This is a genomic window from Streptomyces fagopyri, assembly GCF_009498275.1.
Lineage (GTDB): Bacteria > Actinomycetota > Actinomycetes > Streptomycetales > Streptomycetaceae > Streptomyces > Streptomyces fagopyri.
Map to the genome: position 1 here is coordinate 4,163,655 of NZ_CP045643.1, position 16,092 is coordinate 4,179,746.

Here is a 16,092-nt window from a genome sequence, read left to right on the forward strand (position 1 = left end):
TGATGGCGCGTTGGTGGCGGTGGCTGCGCGAGGACGTCTGGGAGATCCGTTTCCGCCGGTACGTGGCGCTGACGCTGGCCGCCGTCCTCGCGGGCCTGGGTATCTGGGGCGGTATGACGGCCGCCAAGGAGAATCGGTCCTGCGCCCCGGGCGTCGTCCAGCCCGAGGGCAGCGACGAGTGCGTGGGCGTCTCGTGGTCCACGTACGCCTTCGGCCGGCCGCAGTTCGCCGACACCGTACGGGCGATCCACCGGGAGAACGCCCGGCTGAAGGCGGGCGGTTACGTCACCGTCGCCCTGCTGGAGCCCTTCACCGCGACCGACGCCGACAACCTGGCCGACGTGCTGCACGAACTCCAGGGCGCCTATCTGGCCCAGTACCAGGCCAACCACGACACCACCGGGCTGAAGCCGAAGATCCGCCTGGTGCTGGCCAACCCAGGTTCCACCGGCACGTACTGGAAGTACACGGTCGACCGGCTGGAGCGGATGGCGAAGGGACGCGACCGGCTGCGCGCGGTGACCGGGGTCGGTCAGAGCACCGACAACAACAAAAGGGCGGTCGCGGAGCTGACCGCCCGGGGCATCCCGGTGATAGGGAGTTCGATCACCGCCGACGACCTCGCCAACGGGCAGCACGGCAAGGACCCCTTCCCCGGCCTCGCCCGGGTCTCCCCCACCAACACGGACGAGGCCCGCGCCCTCGCCTCCTTCGCGAAGGTCTCGGCCGTCAACGCCTTCCTGGTCTACGACCGGACGGGCGACCCGTACACGCGCACGCTCCAGGGGTCCTTCGAGAAGATGCTCAAGGGCTCGCGCTACGAGGCCCAGCCCTTCACGCCGCCCGCCGACCGCAGCAAGGAGGGCAGCACCTCCAACGTCTTCGCGCAGATCACCAACATCCTGTGCAACACCCCGGCCAGTACCGACACCATCCTGTTCGCCGGGCGCCACACCCAGCTGCGCCAGTTCATCAACACGCTGGGCCAGCGCGGCTGCCACGACCGCCGGTTCACGGTGCTCACCGGCGACGAGGGTTCGTACCTCGCCGGTGACAGGGACCTCGACCCGTCCGCGCTCAAGGACCGGCTGCTGACCGTGCGCTACACGGCGCTCGCCCACCCGGACGCCTGGCCGAAGGACCCGGCGAGGACCGGGGGCTCCGCGGCCGACGCGACGACGCTCCGGGTCCTGCTGGCCGGCGCCACGAAGGAGCCGGTCGGTCCCGTCGGCCCGATCGCCCTGGACGACGGCCAGTTGATCATCGCCTACGACGCCATGCGGCTCGCCGTGCGGGGCATCCGCGGGGCGTCGCCGACCGGGAGGATCCCGGCCCTGGCGGACGTGGGCCTCCAGTGGCCGCAGGTGAAGGGCAGGGAGCTGCGGGTGAACGGGGCGAGCGGGTGGATCTGTCTGGACGCCCACGGCAATCCGTACGACAAGGCCGTACCGATCGTGCAGCTGACCCCCGAGTCCCGCGCCCGCTTCGTGAAGATCGCCTGGCCGGAGGGGAGGCCCCCGGCGAAGGAGTGCCTGCCGCCGTCGTAGCCGGGGCGCCCGTACGGCGGCCCCGGCGGCGCACGGGACGGCAGCCGCCTCTTCCGGCGCGGCCGGCCCGGTACCTACGCCGTCATGAGGGTCAGCAGCCGTTCGAAGCGGATCCGCCACGGTCCGGGCTCGTAGTCGCCCTCGTACTCGTGGGTGAACCGGACGGTGGTGGCGGAGCCGGAGCCGGTGTCGTCCGGCGGCGCGGGCTCCAGGTGGAACCGGACCCGGCCGCGGCTCTCCATCGTGTACTCGGCGACCCGCTCGACGTCCCAGGCGGTGATCCGCCCGGCGCCCAGTCCGCGCAGGTCGACCGCCCCGCCGAGCCGCGGTTCGAACACCTCCGCCCGCGCCAGCCACCCCACGAGTCCCTCGGGGGTGGCCATCGCCGCCCAGACCCTGTCCACGGGCTGGGGAAGACACAGCAGCCAGTGCCGAACGCGCGTGTCCCCCCGGGTCTCGACGGCTCCCTCTTCGACGGTTCCGGTCATGACACCAGCGTGGCCCGCGGCACGGGCTTCCGCACCCCTGGTCCCGGCGGTACGGAGGTCAGACGCCGGCGTAGGAGTGCTTGCCGGAGACGAAGATGTTGACGCCGTAGTAGTTGAAGAGGAAACACGCGAAGGCGATCAGCGCGATGTAGGCGGCCTTGCGGCCCTTCCAGCCGGCCGTGGCACGGGCGTGCAGGTAGCAGGCGTAGGCGACCCAGGTGATGAACGCCCAGGTCTCCTTCGGGTCCCAGCCCCAGTAGCGGCCCCACGCGTCGCCCGCCCAGATCGCGCCCGCGATGATCGTGAAGGTCCACAGCGGGAAGACGGCGGCGTTGACCCGGTAGGAGAACTTGTCGAGGGAGGCCGCGGAGGGCAGCCGCTCCAGGACCGAGGTGGCGAAACGTCCCGGTCGGCCACCGGTGGCCAGCTTGTTCTCGTAGGAGTCCTTGAAGAGGTACATCAGGGTGCCGACCGCGCCCACGTAGAAGATCGCGCCGCAGAGGATCGCGGTCGAGACGTGGATGTACAGCCAGTACGAGTGCAGGGCGGGAACCAGCTGGTCGCTGGCGGTGTAGAGAACGGTGACGGCGAGCCCGAGGTCCAGCAGGACCGTGGCGACCAGCGGCAGGCCCAGCCAGCGGATGTTCTTCTTCGCCAGCAGGAACGCCAGGTACACGGTGACGGCGACGGTCGAGAAGGTGATGCTGAACTCGTACATGTTGCCCCACGGCGCACGCTGCACCGACAGGGCGCGGGCCACCACGCCGGCCGTCGCGACGGCCCAGGCGACCACGGTGAGGGACACCGCGATACGGCCGTACAGGTCGCCCTGCGCGTCCCCGCCGTGCGCCCCCGGACCGTCGGGCACGTCACGGGCACCGGTCGCGGAGCGGGTGACGACCGTCGGCCGTTCCAGGACGGCGGTGCCGCCCGCCGCCTTCACGGTGACCGCGGGAGCCGCCGCCCCGGTGCCGGAGGTGAGCGCGGCCGCCGTGCGGGCGACCTTGCTGCGGCTGCCGAAGATCCACTCGGCGATGTACGCGAAGAAGGCCAGGGTGTAGACGGCCATCGAGGAGTAGACCAGCGTGTTGCTGATGTTGGCGAGGTGTTCGTTGGTTGCGGTGGCGAGAGTCACTGCTTCTCAGCCCCTTCGGCGGCAGGTACGGCGTGAGGGTCGGGGTCGGTGGTGTCCGAATCGGCGTCCGGCTCGGCTGCGGGGTCCGTCCCGGCGTCGGGGTCCGTCCCCGCGTCGGGTTCGTCGGTCTTGGTGGGTGCCTGTTCGTGCACGAGCGCGGCCAGGTCGCCGAGCTCCTCGGGGAGCCTCGCGGACTCGCTGCGGCCCAGGCCCGCCATCTCCACGACGGTCACACCGTCCGCGCCCGTGGTGGCGCGCACCCAGACCCGGCGGCGCTGGATGAAGAGGGAACCGGCGAGACCGAAGATCGCCGTGAAGGCTCCGGCGAGCGCCCAGTCACTGCCGGGCTGCTGGGTGACCTGGAAGTTCGCCCACTGCTTGACGCCCTTGTCGAAGGTGATCGAGCCGGCACCGTCAGGCAGCTTCATGGTCTCGCCGGGCAGCAGACGCGCCGCGAGAATATCGCCCTTCGCGTCCTTGAACTGCTTCATCTTGGACTTGTCGAGCTGGTACACGTTCTGCGGGATGCCCGCGTCGACCCCCAGGCTGCCGTGGTATCCGGTCAGCGCGAGCACGGGGAAGTCGAGCGCGGGGAACTGCGAGAACATCGTGCCCTTGCCCGCACCCGCGAAGGTCGGCACGAAGACGGCGGAGAAGCCGAGCTGCTCGGGCTGCCCCCGCCCGTTCCGGTAGCCGTCCATGACCTTGATCGCGCCCTGCGAGGTGACGTTCGGGTCGAGCGGCAGCATCGGCACGGCGTCGTGGAAGACGACGTCGCCCTTGCCGTTGCGGACCGTGACGACCGGCGCGTAGCCGTGGGCGGTGAGGTAGACCTTCGAGTCACCGATCCTCAGCGGTTCGTTGACCTTGACGAGGGTCTTCCGGTCCTTGCCGTAGGCGCCCACGCTGTAGGTGACGGCCGCCTGGTACGTCCGCGGCGTGCCCTTGTTGGGACCGGTCCGCTCGTAGGTACCCGTGAACTTCTTCAGGTCGAAGCTGAACGGCGTGAGGTCGTCGCTGCCGAAGAGGTTGCCCGACTTGAAGTCGTCGTACTGCGAGAGCGTGTTGGAGAATCCGTCGCCCTCGACGATCAGCTTGTTGCCCTCGGACTTGAAGAGCTGACCCCAGGCGAAGGCGACGAGCATCACGACGAGCGCGATGTGGAAGAGCAGGTTGCCGGTCTCGCGGAGGTAGCCCTTCTCGGCGGCGACGGCGTCCTTCTCGACGTGCGCCCGGAAGCGGCGCCGCCCGAGCACCTGGAGCGCGGCCGCGCGGACCTGCTCCGGCTCGGCGGCGGTGCGCCAGGTCGCGTACGCGGGCAGCCGGTCCAGCCGTTTCGGCGCGCCCGGCGGACGGCCGCGCAGCTGTCCCACGAACCCCCAGGTGCGGGGCACGATGCAGCCGATGAGCGAGACGAAGAGCAGGATGTAGATGGCCGAGAACCACACCGAGCTGTAGACGTGGAAGAGGCCCAGCCGGTCGTAGACCGGACCGAGGATCGAGTGCGCGTCCTTGAAGTCCGCCACCTTCTGCGCGTCGGTCCCGGACTGCGGGATCAGCGACCCGGGGATCGCGCCGAGCGACAGCAGGAAGAGCAGGATCAGCGCGACCCGCATCGAGGTCAGCTGCCGCCAGAACCAGCGCGCCCAGCCGACGGCCTCACGGCCGGTCCATGCCAGTGCCCCGGCGGGGCCGGGCGCCCGCATCCCGCCGAACGAACCGGGCACGGCCGTGTCGACGGGAGCCGTGGACAACTGGGATCCGGCCTCGCCGAGTTCGCCGTCGGCGCTCACCCCGATGTGCCGCTTGGCGGCCGCCGGTTCCGCCGCCGCCCTACCGGTTCCGTCGTCGGTGTCGGTCGTGCTCATCGATCAGATCCCTACCGTGAAGCCGTTGGACCACGTCTGCATCTGCTGCACGATGCTGTCCCAGGCACCGGTGAGCAGCAGCAGGCCGGTCGCGATCATCATGCCGCCGCCGATCCGCATCACCCACACGTAGTGGCGCTTGACCCAGCCGAAGGCGCCGAGCGCCTTGCGGAAGGCCACGGCGGCGAGCACGAAGGGCACACCCAGGCCGAGGCAGTACGCGACGGTCAGTATGGCCCCGCGCCCGGCGCTCGCCTGGTCCATCGAGAGAATGTTGACGGAGGTGAGCGTCGGCCCCAGGCACGGCGTCCAGCCGATGCCGAAGAGCGCGCCGAGCAGCGGCGCGCCCGCCAGGCCGGTCACCGGCCGTTTGTGGAAGCGGAACTCGCGCTGCGTCAGCCAAGGCATCATCCCCATGAAGAAGACGCCCATGCCGATCATCAGCACGCCGAGGACCTTGCTGATCGTGCCCTGGTACTCCTGGAGCGTCGACCCGAAGTAGCCGAACAGGGCCCCGCCGGAGACGAACACGGCGGTGAACCCCGCCACGAACAGGCTCGCGCCCGCGACCATCCGCCCCCGTCTGGCCTCCGCCAGATCGGTACCGGTGACACCGGTGACGTACGACAGATAGCCCGGTACGAGCGGCAGCACGCACGGTGAGAAGAAGGAGACGAGCCCGCCGAGCACGGCGACGGGCAGGGCGAGCAGCAGGGCCCCGCTGTAGACCGTGCCGTTCATTCCGTCGGCGGAGGCGGCAAGAGCGACATGAAGGGACACGTCAGGTCACTTCTCCGCGATGATCGGGTCGAGCAGCTCGCGCAGCTTGTCCTCGCTGAGGGCCTGCAGCGTCCGCGCCGCGACCTTCCCGTCCCGGTCGATGACGAGCGTGGAGGGAATCGTCTGCGGGTTGAGCGTGCCCTTCTTGAAGCGGAGCATCAGCTTGCCCGTCGGGTCGTAGAGGCTGGGGTACGTGACCCCGAACTCCTTCTCGAACGCGCGGGCGAGCGAGACCTCGGAGTCACGGGTGTTGATACCGACGAACTGCACGCCCTTCGCCTCGGTGTCCTTGGCGACCTTGACGAAGTTAGGGGCCTCGGCACGGCACGGCGGGCACCAGGAACCCCACACGTTCAGGACGACGATCTTGCCCTTGTAGTCCGCGACGTCGAGCTTCCTGCCGTCGACGGTCGCGCCGGAGAGGTCGGGGGCGTCGACCCGCGACCCCTTCGCGACCGTGGAGATGCCGTCCTTGCCCGCGACGAAGTTGGTGTCGCCCGAGCCCCCGGAGGTCCCTCCGGACCCGCACGCGGACAGGACGAGCATGGCGGCGGCCCCGGCGGTGAGCAGGGCGACGCGGCTACGGGTGCGGTTCGAGCGTGGTTCGGCGCGACAGGCGGCACTCATGTGAAAAGTTTCGCATGCCCGTTTCGGGGATCTTCCGCACCCCCCTCGCGGGCGGAGAACACCATTTCAGGTGGCACTGCCCGTCGCGCTGGACGAGGCGCCGGCGGTCCCCTTGTCCGTGTCGCCCAGGAACGTCTTCCAGCCGCCGGCCGGCCGCTGGCCCACGTCCAGGGTCTGCAGCTTGGCCACCGTCTGCGGCGACTGCACGTCCAGCCAGTCCACGAACTGCCGGAAGGAGACGAGCCGCACGTCCCCGCCCTTCTCCTTCTCCCGCGCGATGTGCTTGAAGGCCTGCTCGACGGCGTCCATGTAGATGCCGCCGTTCCACTCCTCGAAGTGGTTGCCTATGAAGAAGGGTGCCCGGTTCGACTCGTACGCCCGCCGGAATCCGGCGATGTAGGCCTCGGCCGCCTGCTTCCGCCAGCCCGGGTAGTTGTACGACGGCGCCTTCGTCGAGTTGACCGACTGGTTGGCGAGCATGTTGTAGTCCATGGACAGGACTTCGAAGCTGTGGCCCGGGAACGGGACGGCCTGCAGCGGGAGGTCCCACACCCCCTGGTTCTTCTGCGGCCAGCGCTGGCGTCCACCGGGCGAGGAGGCGTCGTAGCGCCAGCCGAGTTCCTTGGCGGTCGGCAGCAGGTTGTTCTGGCCGAGCAGACAGGGGGTGCGCCCGCCTATGAGTTCCTTGTCGTAGTCGAACGGCAGCGAGGGCAGATCGCTCCAGCCCGTGTTGGTCCGCCACTCCTTGACGAAGGACTTGGCCTGGTCTATCTCGCTGCGCCACTGGGCCGGCGTCCAGTTGGCGACGGTGCCGTGGCCGGAGCAGAAGTGGCCGTTGAAGTGCGTGCCGATCTCGTGGCCGTCGAGCCAGGCCTGACGGACGCCTCCGAGGGTCGCCTTGACGTGGTCGTCGGTGAGGTAGCCGATGTCCGAGGCGCCGCGGGGGTTGTTCGGCGGCAGGTACTTGCGCTTCTTCGACTCGGGCAGCAGATAGAGCCCGGAGAGGAAGAAGGTCATGTGCGCGTCGTGCTCCTCGGCGAGCCGCAGGAACCGGGAGAAGAGGCCGGTGCCGACCTCCCCCGCGCCGTCCCAGGAGAAGATCACGAACTGCGGAGGGGTCTCGCCGGGCTCCAGCGGCACGGGGGCCTTGGGCTGCTTCGGCTGCTTGCCGGTGAAGGAGGTGGAGCCGTCGCCTATCGGACGGGCGGTGGGCTTCGGGGCGCCGGGGCGGGACGACCGACCGGGCTTGCCCGGCTGTGAACCGCTCGCACCGCTCGGGCCGTCGTGGTCCGCGGTGCCGCACGCCGCGAGTCCGAATGCCGCCGCGGCACCCGCCCCGAGGCCGATCATTCCCCGCCGGCTGATGTCCCGCATGCGGTCCCCATCTCCTTCGTGCCCTCTCAGCTGTCTCTCAGCAGACACATAATGAGAGGGCACGAAGTGCGGATGGGTTCCGGTATCTAGCTCATATTGATCGCATTTTACGAAGAACGATCGAGTGGCACACTTCACAGTCACCGGAAGTTCACACGCGAGCCCGCGACGGCTACGCGCCGAACGCCTTGCTCTTCCCCTTCACCGGCTTGGCGCCCGCGAGGAGATGGGACGGGACGAGATCCCTGGCGGGCTCGCTGTAGCCGACGGAGACGATCTTGTCACCGCGGTAGGTGAAGGTCGTGAGCGACGCCAGCGTGCACTGCCGCTTGCGCGGGTCGTGCCACAACCGCCGCCGCTCGACGAAGGAGCGCACGATCCAGATCGGCAACTGGTGGCTGACCAGCACCGCTTCATGACCGCGGGCCGCGTCCTTGGCGGCGTCCAGCGCCCCCATCATGCGGACGACCTGCTCCACGTACGGCTCGCCCCAGGACGGCTTGAACGGGTTGACGAGGTGCTTCCAGTTCTCGGGCCTGCGCAGCGCGCCGTCGCCCACCCCGAAGGTCTTGCCCTGGAAGACGTTCTCCGCCTCGATCAGCCGCCCGTCGCTGCCGAGGTCGAGTCCGTGCGCCTTGGCGATGGGCGTCGCGGTCTCCTGCGCCCGCTCCAGCGGGGAGGCGATCACCTGCGTGACGTCACGCGACGCCAGGTGCTCGGCGACCCGGTCGGCCATCTGCCGTCCGAGCTCGGAGAGGTGGTACCCCGGCAGCCGGCCGTAGAGGACCCCGTCCGGGTTGGCGACCTCGCCGTGCCGCATGAGGTGGACGACGGTGATGTCCTGACGCTGACTCTCGCTCATGCCGTGGCCTCCGCCGCTGCCCGTGCCGCCGCCGGAAGGGCGTCGGCGATCACCTGGATGGCCCGCTCGTCGTGGGCCGTGGACACGAACCACGACTCGAAGGACGACGGCGGCAGATACACACCCTGCGCCAGCATCGCGTGGAAGAACGCGGTGTAGCGGAAGGACTCCTGCGCCTTCGCGTCCTCGTAGTCGCGCACCTCACGTCCGGTGAAGAAGACCGAGAACATGTTGGAGGCGTTCTGCAGCCGGTGCGCCACGCCCTCCTTGGTGAGCGCCTCCGTGACGAGCGCGCGGATCCGCGCGGAGACGGCGTCGACCGTCTCGTACGCGGCGTCGTCGAGCAGCCGCAGCTGCGCGAGTCCCGCGGCGGTCGCGACGGGGTTCCCGGAGAGCGTGCCGGCCTGGTAGACGGGACCGACGGGGGCCAGATGCCCCATGACGTCCTTGCGTCCGCCGAAGGCCGCGGCCGGGAAGCCGCCGCCCATGACCTTACCGAAGGTCATCAGGTCGGGCTTGACCCCGTCGATGCCGTACCAGCCTGACCTGCTGGTACGGAACCCGGTCATGACCTCGTCGGAGATGAACAGGGCGCCGTTCTTCGCGCAGGCGTCCTTGAGGCCCTCGTTGAAGCCGGGGCGCGGCGGCACGACACCCATGTTGCCGGGCGAGGCCTCGGTGATCACGCAGGCGATCTCACCGGGGTGCGCGTGGAAAGCGGCGTGCACGGCTTCGAGGTCGTTGTAGGGAAGCACGATCGTGTCGCCGGCCTGGGCGCCCGTGACACCGGGGGTGTCGGGCAGCGCGAAGGTGGCGAGACCGCTGCCGGCCGCGGCGAGCAGGGCGTCCACGTGTCCGTGGTAGCACCCGGCGAACTTGATGACCTTGGGCCGCCCGGTGAACCCGCGCGCGAGGCGGATGGCGGACATCGTCGCCTCGGTCCCGCTGGAGACGAGCCGGACCTGCTCGACCGGCTCGACGCGGGCGACGATCTCCTCCGCGAGCGCGACCTCGCCCTCGCCCGGGGTGCCGAAGGAGGTGCCGCGGGCGACGGCCTCCTGCACGGCGGCGACGACCTCGGGCCGGGAATGACCGAGGATCATCGGCCCCCAGGAGCAAACGAGGTCGACGTATTCCCTCCCGTCGGCATCGGTCAGGTATGGACCGTTTCCGGACACCATGAAGCGGGGCGTACCGCCCACGGCGCGGAACGCGCGCACCGGAGAGTTCACGCCGCCCGGCGTGACGGCAGCCGCACGGTCGAAAAGAGTCTGCGAAACTGGGGCTTCGTACGGATAGCTCACACGGGCCATGGTGTCAGAGGCTGCGAAGATCCTGCGGACAGGTGTTTCAGCGTACGTTTCGGCGTGCGGCCGTGGGGGAGGTCACTGTCACGATGATCGGGTTGCGTGGCGGGGGTCGCGCGCCTTAGAAAAGCAGTCGGGTGGAGATATGCATCGCGGTGGCGGACTGGGCGAGGGGACCGATGACCTCGGTCCTCGGCGTGCCCGGCGGGGGAAGCACCGGCGCGAGGCGGAGGAAGCCGAGGCACGGCAGGCACAGGGCACGCCGGGATCGCAAGGGTCACAAGGATCACAGGGCGATCCTGAGCGGATCGACTCGTCGGCCCGTATGGACGGTATGGACTACACGGACCGCGGGGCAGACCGGCTCAGGGCAGGAAGCGGGAATGGTGGCCGGGTGGGGGTGACGTACAAATACTTCGGCGCACCGGACGGCGCGACCGCGGCCCGGGTGCCGATCTCCATGCGCCCGGAGGAACTCGGCGGCGACGAGCTCGGCATGAACGGCATGTTCACCAAGATCAAGCCGGAGACGATGGCCGCGATGGTCCTCACCGGCATCGAGGGCGTCCCCCTGCACAAGGTGCCCCCGCTGGAACTCGTCGTCCTCCATCCCGACTACGCCGTCGTGAAGCTCCCCATGACCGTCGTCGACCCTCTCCGCGGCATCGGCGAGGAGGCGGTGGGCGCGGCGGCGTTCATCTGGTCGACGGTGCCGGACCGGGGCGGACCCCGGGACGCGTTCAACGTGTACCAGCTTCTCCACGAATGGCAGGATTTCAGCCACCGTCTGCACGAGGCGGGGCACCAGCCGTACTGCCTGGTGTGGCCCTGAGCCCCGTTCTCCGCTGACGCGGGCGGGACTTCCGAAGCAGAGCGCGAACGGGCGGGGCCTCCGGGTCCCGCCCGCACCGCCGCGGCCACCGGGCCGGCCGGGGCGCGCGGCCCGTACGCCGGACCCCGCAAGCCCGCGGTCTCAGAGGCCCAGCCGGTACGGCACCACGCAGACGACCACGTCCGTACGGGCCCTCAGCACCGTGGCGAGGAGCAGGCCGCGCTGGTTCTGAAGGAGCTGGTAGCGGCGGTGGAGCGGTTCGACCTCCGGGATGAGGACGGCGACCTGCCGGCCTCCCTCCGCCGCCCGCCGGACGTACTCGACGAGGGGTTCCACGAGTGAGCGCCGCGGGCTGTCGATGACGTCCAGCCGTACCCCCGGGTCCCAGCGGTCCCAGCTCGCTTTGAGCGTGCGGACCTTGGCGGGATCGGCGTGCACGGCGACGGCGACGACCTCGTGGCCGAGGGAGAGCGCGGCCTGCAGCCCGTGCCGGGTGAGCCGGCTGACCTCGCCGACCGGGACGATGACGAGGGAGTCGGCGACGCTGAGCGGGGGCGGGGTCTCGCCGAGTCCGAGTTCCCTGCCCACCTCCGTGTAGTAGCGCTGGATGCGCGAGAACAGCAGCATCAGCAGCGGGATGATGACGACGACGACCCAGGCCCCCTCCAGGAACTTGGTGGCCAGCAGGACGACCCCGGCGACGACGGTCAGGACGGCGCCGATCCCGTTGAGCGCGGCGCGCCGCAGCCAGCCGGGCGGTCGCGCCCCCGCCCAGTGCCGCACCAGTCCGATCTGGCTGACGCTGAATCCGATGAACACCCCGATCGCGAAGAGCGGGATCATCCGGTGGGTGTCGGCGTCCACGGCGATCAGCAGCAGCATCGCGAGCAGCGCGAGGGCGACCACTCCCCAGCGGTACACCGGTCGTTCCGCGCGCAGCCCGAAGAAGTGCGGCAGCCGGTGGTCCCTGGCGAGCAGGCTCATCAGGACGGGCAGTCCGCCGAAACTCGTGTTGGCGGCGAGGGCGAGCGCCAGGGTGACGATGAGGTTCGTGGCGTAGTACGGCCATCCCGTCCCGTACGCGCCCGCCGTGAGCTGCGCCAGTACGGTCACGCCGCCGCGCGGGGCCACCTCGTCGCGGCGGATCAGCAGCGCCATGCCGATCAGCATCAGGCCGAGCAGCGCGCCGAGCATCAGTTCGGTGCGCTGGGCGCGCCGGACGCGCGGATCGCGGAACGAGGGGACGCCGTTGGCGATCGCCTCCACCCCGGTGAGCGCGGAGCAGCCGGAGGAGAACGCCTTGAGGAGGAGCAGGACACCCAGCCCCTCGGTGGCGTGGACCGGGTGCGCGGTGCCCACGACGGCCACGGGGTGGCCGCGCAGCAGCCCCAGTACGACGATGCCGAGGATGCTCACCACGAACAGCGCGGTGGGCAGCATCAGCACCCGGGCGCTCTCGGCCACGCCCCGCAGGTTCACGGCGGTGAGGAGGGCGAGGCCGATCAGGCAGATCGCGAGCAGGTGCGGACCGAGGGAGGGGAAGGCGGAGGCGAGACTCGCGGCGCCCGCCGCCAGACTGACGGTCACGGTCAGCACGTAGTCGACGACGAGGCTGGCCGCGGCGAGCAGACTGACGCTCGGCCCCAGGTCCTTCTTCGCCACCGCGTACGCGCCGCCCCCGTCCGGATGGACGGCGATCACCTGCCCGTACGACACGACGAGCACCGCGAGCAGCGCGGCGATGACCAGGGTCACCGGCAGCGTGGCGGTCAGCGCGCCCGTCCCGGCGGCGATCAGGACGAGCACGATCGCCTCGGGTCCGTACGCCACCGAGCTGAGCGCGTCCAGGGACAGTGCGGCGAGCCCCTCGATGCTGGTCAAGCGGTACTTGTCGCCCTCCCCGTGCCGCAAGGGAACTCTCGGCCGCAGTTCGCGGCGGGCCAGTCCGTACGCCATCGAGGACCTCGCGATACAGGGGGGGTTCCGGTTGTTTCGTCCTGTCCGGAGTCAGTGTGGCGGGTCCACCTGGCCGCGAGCCGTCAAGGACGCGCCAGGCGGCGCACGCCCCGCGTGGCCGCGCGGACCCGGACGCCGGGCCCGCGCGGCTCTCATCACCTCGGCCTGGACAGGTCGAACCACACCGCCTTGCCCGCGGGCCGGACCGGACCGCCGTACGCGAGGGCCGGGCCGCTGCCCCAGCGCCCGTCCGTGAAGGCGTCCACCAGATACAGTCCGCGCCCGCCCCTCTCCCATCCCTCGGGCGTCAGATCCCTTATCACCGGCGGGTTCTCGTCCCCGTCGAACACCACGACCCGCACACCGGCCGGCTCGACCGACAGCCACAGCGCGGAGCCGCCGCCCTTCGCGTGCACGCAGGCGTTCGTGACGAGTTCGGAGGTGCACAGTGTCGCCGCGTCCACGAGTTCGCCGTCGAGTCTCTGCGCGCGCAGCACGGAGGCGACGAAGTCGCGGGCGATGTGGGGGGAGGTGTCGAGGGGCGGGCAGAAGAGGGTGTATTCGGGCATGCGGCATCAACTCCGTCGCGATGAGGAGGGCTTGGGGGGATCGGTCGGTTCCCTGCCGCGTCGGTGGCCTCGCCTCGGATGTCGACGGTCCGCGGTGGCACTTCCCAGGGGCGGTACGCAGGGGAGAGTTGCGGTGGAGTGACGGACTGGACACTCTCCGTGATGCATGACGACCATAGCGTCTCAGCCTGCTACGCCTCAAGCGGTCCTGATAATTGCCCTGGACACCGTGGAAGTTGCCCTACTGACGCGGCAGACTCGGCGGTGATCGCCAGTAGGAGGACGACATGCCACCGAGGCCCAACCCCACAACGCGCCAGGCGCGCCTCGGTGCCGAGCTGCGCAAGTTGCGCGAGTCCGCGGGCATCGAGTCACGCGACGCCGCCGAGTTCCTGAGTACGAACCAGACCCAGATCAGCCACATCGAGTCCGGGCGGTTCGGAATCAGCGAGGAACGGCTGCGCCGACTGGCCGAGCTCTACGACTGTGTCGACCGTCAACTCCTGGACGCGTTGGTCGAGATGGCCGGCAGTCGTGGCAAGGGCTGGTGGGAGAAGTACCGAGGAGTGGTGCGCCCCAAGGGCCTCGACCTCGCCGAGCTGGAGCACTACAGCACATACGTGCGCACCTTCCAGGCCTTGCACATCCCCGGTCTTCTCCAGACGGAGGAGTACATCCGTACGGCTTCGCTCTTCACCAGTCCGGAGCTGCCGGAGAGGGACCGGGAGGACCGCGTCGAGTTCCGCCTTCGCAGGCAGCAGGTGCTCAACACCGGACGCCCGTACCAGGCGGTCATTCACGAGGCGGCCCTGCGTATGCGGGTCGGCGGGCCCAAGGCGGCCCGTACTCAACTGGACCGCATCCTGAGGGAGTCCGAGCGGGAGTCGGTCACCGTCCGGGTCATTCCCTTTACCGCGGACGACTTCGCGGGTGCCGGACAGTCCATGCTGTACGTCGGTGGCAAAGTGCCCCAACTGGACACAGCCCAGGTCGACACCGGCAATGGAAGTCTCTTCGTGGACGCGAGCGCCAAACTCCACCGCTACCGGGCCCGGTTGGCACGCATCGACAGCACCGCCCTCGAACCCACCCCGTCCCGCGACCTCGTTCGAGCCATCGCCCAGGACCTCTGAAAGGCAGACCGTGCTCCCCACACTCCACTGGCAGAAGTCGTCCTTCTCCTCGGGCGATGACGACGAGGACTGCCTGGAGATAGCCTCCTCCCCCGCCACCCTCCACCTCCGCGAGAGCGACCACCCCGCCACGGTCGTCACCCCGGCTCCCGCCGCCCTGCGCGCCCTCCTCGCCGCCGTGAAACACGGGCTCCCCTCCGGCCCGTGAGTCACCCGGCCCCGGAGTCCGGCCTCAGTCCCCGGCCTCGAAGCGGTACCCCATCCCCGGCTCCGTGATGAAGTGGCGGGGATGGGACGGGTCGGCTTCGAGCTTGCGGCGGAGCTGGGCCATGTAGACCCGCAGGTAGTTGGTCTTGTTGCTTCGCGAGGCGCCCCAGACCTCCTGGAGCAGCCGACGTTGCGGGACGAGGCGGCCGGGATTGCTGACCAGAATCTCCAGCAGGTGCCACTCCGTGGGCGTGAGACGGACGTCCCGGCCCGCGCGCCTCGCCTTCTTGGCCACCAGGTCGACAGTGAAGCCGGCGGTGGTGACGACGTCGGCCCCGGGCAGGAGCTCCGGGGTCTGCGTGCGGCGGACGGCGGCGCGCAGCCGGGCCAGGAGTTCGTCCATGCTGAACGGCTTGGTGATGTAGTCGTCGGCGCCCGCGTCGAGCGCGGCGACCTTCTCCCCGGAGGCGCGGCGCGCGGACAGCACCAGGATCGGTACGCGGGTCCAGCCGCGCAGCGCCCTGATGACGTCCAGGCCGTCCATGTCGGGCAGCCCGAGGTCGAGCACGACGGCATCGGGCTGCCGTACGGCCGCCAGCCGGAGGGCCGTGGCGCCGTCGGGCGCCGCGTCCACTCCGTACTGGCGGACCTGCAGATTGATCACGAGCGCTCGTACGAGCTGGGGGTCGTCTTCCACGACCAGCACCCGGGTCATCGCTGAGTCACTGGCTCCCGGTCATTTCCCGGCCAGCGCCTTGAGCCCGATGTTGAGTTCGAGGACGTTGACGCGGGGCTCGCCGATGAAGCCGAGGGTCCGGCTGTCGGTGTGCTCGTCGACCAGCTTCCGCACCTGGGCGACGGACAGACCGTTCTTCTCCGCGATCCGGTGGACCTGGATGTCCGCGTACTGGGGGGAGATGTCCGGGTCCAGGCCGGAGCCGGAGGACGTCACCGCGTCGGCGGGCACGTCGGAGGGCCGGACCGTGTAACCGTTCACCGAGTTGTCCTTGATGACGGCCTTCTTGGCGGCGGTCACCCAGTCGATCAGGTCCTTGTTGTCGCCCGACCGGTTGGTGGCGCCGGACAGGATCAGCTTGTACCGGGTGTTGACCGAGTTCGTCCCCAGACCGTTGGCGGGGCGTCCCTGGAACCACTTCAGGTCGGGCTCCGGGGTCTCCTGGCCCTTCTTCAGCGGCAGGTTGTAGGACTGGCCGATCAGCGAGGAGCCGACGACCCTGCCGTTCGCGCTGATCTCCGAGCCGTTGGCCTTGTCGTGGAACAGGGCCTGGCCGACGCCGGTGACGGCGAGCGGGTAGATCACCCCGCAGACGACGGTGAGGACCAGCAGGGCCCGCAGGCCGGCCCAGAGCAACCGGGCCGTGTTCGTAACCGAGTTGTTCATGGCGA

At 70.0% G+C, this 16,092-nt stretch carries 16 protein-coding genes; 4 read left to right on the forward strand and 12 right to left on the reverse strand.

Translation table 11 applies throughout. The annotated features are described in order from the left end of the window. The first annotated feature begins 2 nt into the window (after positions 1–2). Entirely contained in the window at positions 3–1,547 is a 1,545-nt protein-coding gene (locus GFH48_RS17830; protein WP_153292970.1) for an ABC transporter substrate-binding protein, read from the forward strand. Positions 1,548–1,621: 74 nt separating this feature from the next. On the opposite strand, the gene GFH48_RS17835 is transcribed toward GFH48_RS17830, so the two are convergent. From GFH48_RS17835 to hemL, 8 genes are all read right to left on the reverse strand, one after another. Beyond that, a complete protein-coding gene (locus tag GFH48_RS17835; RefSeq protein WP_153289214.1) occupies positions 1,622–2,035 on the reverse strand; it encodes an SRPBCC family protein in 414 nt (137 codons plus the stop codon). Positions 2,036–2,093: 58 nt separating this feature from the next. Next, positions 2,094–3,170, reverse strand: coding sequence for a c-type cytochrome biogenesis protein CcsB (gene ccsB, locus GFH48_RS17840; RefSeq protein WP_153289215.1), 1,077 nt, complete (start codon positions 3,168–3,170; stop codon positions 2,094–2,096). Continuing rightward, a complete protein-coding gene (gene resB / locus GFH48_RS17845) occupies positions 3,167–5,038 on the reverse strand; it encodes a cytochrome c biogenesis protein ResB (protein WP_153289216.1) in 1,872 nt (623 codons plus the stop codon). The genes ccsB and resB overlap by 4 nt, the downstream gene beginning before the upstream one ends. A gap of 3 nt (positions 5,039–5,041) precedes the next feature. Then, complete coding sequence (locus GFH48_RS17850) at positions 5,042–5,779, reverse strand: cytochrome c biogenesis CcdA family protein (RefSeq protein WP_153292971.1); 738 nt, start codon at positions 5,777–5,779, stop codon at positions 5,042–5,044. Positions 5,780–5,824: 45 nt separating this feature from the next. Next, positions 5,825–6,445 (reverse strand): TlpA family protein disulfide reductase, encoded by a 621-nt coding sequence (locus GFH48_RS17855; RefSeq protein ID WP_153289217.1) that lies wholly within the window; start codon positions 6,443–6,445, stop codon positions 5,825–5,827. Between the two features lie 66 nt (positions 6,446–6,511). Beyond that, positions 6,512–7,819 carry a polysaccharide deacetylase family protein gene (locus GFH48_RS17860; protein WP_153289218.1) on the reverse strand — a complete coding sequence of 436 codons (1,308 nt, stop codon included), beginning with the start codon at positions 7,817–7,819 and terminating at the stop codon, positions 6,512–6,514. Between the two features lie 172 nt (positions 7,820–7,991). Then, complete coding sequence (locus GFH48_RS17865) at positions 7,992–8,681, reverse strand: histidine phosphatase family protein (RefSeq protein ID WP_153289219.1); 690 nt, start codon at positions 8,679–8,681, stop codon at positions 7,992–7,994. Next, on the reverse strand, positions 8,678–9,994 hold the full coding sequence (hemL, locus tag GFH48_RS17870) for a glutamate-1-semialdehyde 2,1-aminomutase (protein WP_153289220.1): 1,317 nt from the start codon (positions 9,992–9,994) through the stop codon (positions 8,678–8,680). The genes GFH48_RS17865 and hemL overlap by 4 nt, the downstream gene beginning before the upstream one ends. Positions 9,995–10,133: 139 nt before the next feature. Between hemL and GFH48_RS38570 the strand changes: the two genes are divergently transcribed. Then, the gene (locus GFH48_RS38570) at positions 10,134–10,820 is read left to right on the forward strand and encodes a hypothetical protein (RefSeq protein WP_194280607.1); all 687 of its coding nucleotides are present in this window, start codon (positions 10,134–10,136) and stop codon (positions 10,818–10,820) included. A gap of 141 nt (positions 10,821–10,961) precedes the next feature. Here the strand turns inward: GFH48_RS38570 and GFH48_RS17880 are convergent, their stop codons facing one another. Together GFH48_RS17880 and GFH48_RS17885 are read right to left on the reverse strand one after the other, a co-directional pair. Continuing rightward, a complete protein-coding gene (locus GFH48_RS17880) occupies positions 10,962–12,776 on the reverse strand; it encodes an APC family permease (protein WP_153289221.1) in 1,815 nt (604 codons plus the stop codon). 155 nt (positions 12,777–12,931) lie between these two features. Then, complete coding sequence (locus GFH48_RS17885) at positions 12,932–13,345, reverse strand: ATP-binding protein (protein ID WP_153289222.1); 414 nt, start codon at positions 13,343–13,345, stop codon at positions 12,932–12,934. A 287-nt stretch (positions 13,346–13,632) separates the two neighbouring features. Here GFH48_RS17885 and GFH48_RS17890 point away from each other — a divergent pair, with 287 nt between their 5' ends. Together GFH48_RS17890 and GFH48_RS17895 are read left to right on the forward strand one after the other, a co-directional pair. Next, positions 13,633–14,478 carry a Scr1 family TA system antitoxin-like transcriptional regulator gene (locus GFH48_RS17890; protein ID WP_153289223.1) on the forward strand — a complete coding sequence of 282 codons (846 nt, stop codon included), beginning with the start codon at positions 13,633–13,635 and terminating at the stop codon, positions 14,476–14,478. 10 nt (positions 14,479–14,488) lie between these two features. Continuing rightward, complete coding sequence (locus tag GFH48_RS17895; RefSeq protein WP_153289224.1) at positions 14,489–14,686, forward strand: DUF397 domain-containing protein; 198 nt, start codon at positions 14,489–14,491, stop codon at positions 14,684–14,686. A gap of 24 nt (positions 14,687–14,710) precedes the next feature. Here GFH48_RS17895 and GFH48_RS17900 read toward each other — a convergent pair whose 3' ends face one another. Continuing rightward, entirely contained in the window at positions 14,711–15,400 is a 690-nt protein-coding gene (locus tag GFH48_RS17900; protein WP_153289225.1) for a response regulator, read from the reverse strand. A 21-nt stretch (positions 15,401–15,421) separates the two neighbouring features. Then, positions 15,422–16,087: a potassium-transporting ATPase subunit C gene (locus GFH48_RS17905; protein ID WP_153289226.1), complete on the reverse strand. Its 666-nt coding sequence runs from the start codon at positions 16,085–16,087 to the stop codon at positions 15,422–15,424. Positions 16,088–16,092: the final 5 nt, after the last annotated feature.